The following is a 1,386-nucleotide window of genomic DNA, read 5'->3' on the forward strand; positions in this document are numbered from 1 at the left end:
ACACATACCCCTCGCACATATCCATGGTCAGGTTGTAGATGACCGAATTCTGCGGGGTGATTTCGTATTGCGGATTCAGCAGCAGTTCATCCCTTGTTTTGGCAAGCAGTTCTTTGGCCGCGGCGAAATTTCCTTGCAAAAGATGAAGGCGCATCATGGTAAAATTCGCGCAGATGATGATTCCTATCTGAAAGAGGGTTTTTCCTTTGAATATGGCCTTTCGGGCAAACAGCCCGGCGTTTTCCGCATCGCCCGTTTCCAGCGCATATTCGGCCCGGGCAAGCTCCCCGCAGCCGGTTCCGCAGCCGTCAAAAACACTTGGCGGGAACCCTTTTTCAATGCATTCAACCGTCTTTTGCAATTCGCCCGGCTGGCGGTAATACGCATATATGAAATGCGGAAGCCCGAAGGTGAATTCGTTATGGCGGAAAACCAGATGCGAAACGCCCCCGTTTAAAAGCCTGTCCGCTTTTAAGGATATCTCCACCATTTTAGGAGCATCGTTGAAGGCGCGGAAGATGCCGATGACTTCAATTTCCCCCAGGATCCTGTTCCGGAGAGCCTCAGGCACATCGGCAGCATCGGAATAATGCGCCTTCAGCACGGCGTTATTTTCTCGCACTCTTTTAAGGCCGCCTCGTTGCCGCTGAGGACAAAGCTGAAGGCTATGCGCAATATGGGAAAAGGATACTTCACATAGGTTTCCGGAGGAAGATCCTCATACACGACGCGCAGAAGGCCAACCCCGATGAAGTAGCTTATTTCCAGCCTTTGAATGGCATTCAGACGGTCAAGTAGCTCCTCAATCCGACCTGCACGGTGATAATAATCGAAAGCGGAGATGATCTCGCCATGCTCCAGATACCACCTTCCGGCGCGGAGGCAAACCGGACGGAGATCACGGCCGCATGCGGCGGAATTTTCCCTTAAAAAGTCCAGCAAAACGTTGTGCAGCTTGTATATGCCGGTCTGCCCGTCGAATTCGATAAATGCGTTCTGTCCGACAAGCCGGGCGAGTATATGTGGAGTTTCCGGATTCCCCGTAACCGTTACGGCCAGATCCATCGTGAAGCAGTCAAGAACCGAAAGGTCCAGCAGAACTTCTTTTGTTTTTGGATCAAGCGAAGCATACAGCTTTTCTCCGACAAGCTGGCTGATGGTGGAGATTCCCGTCACCGGCAGACCTTGTTTTATGCCCAATAATATCAGATAAATCGCGCTGATCCATCCGCGCGTATACTGATATATTTCCTTCAGATTCTCCGGCGGATTTGCAAAACCCATAAAGGCGAAATAATCGCGAACCTCCTGTCGGGTAAGGGCAAGCGTTTCGGTATCTATGTAGCAGCACAGGCCTTTCGACAGCAGATTGATATGATTCAATCT

2 pseudogenes are annotated in these 1,386 nt (G+C 50.9%); both read right to left on the bottom strand.

From position 1 onward, the window contains the following. Nucleotides 1-622, bottom strand: a pseudogene (locus P9B68_RS11675) (LuxR C-terminal-related transcriptional regulator); the annotation flags it as partial. After that, a pseudogene (locus P9B68_RS11680) lies at nt 598-1,386 on the bottom strand (hypothetical protein); the annotation flags it as partial. The pseudogenes P9B68_RS11680 and P9B68_RS11675, both read right to left, overlap by 25 nt.

It is taken from the genome of Caproiciproducens galactitolivorans (assembly GCF_029266045.1).
GTDB lineage: Bacteria > Bacillota > Clostridia > Oscillospirales > Acutalibacteraceae > Caproiciproducens > Caproiciproducens galactitolivorans.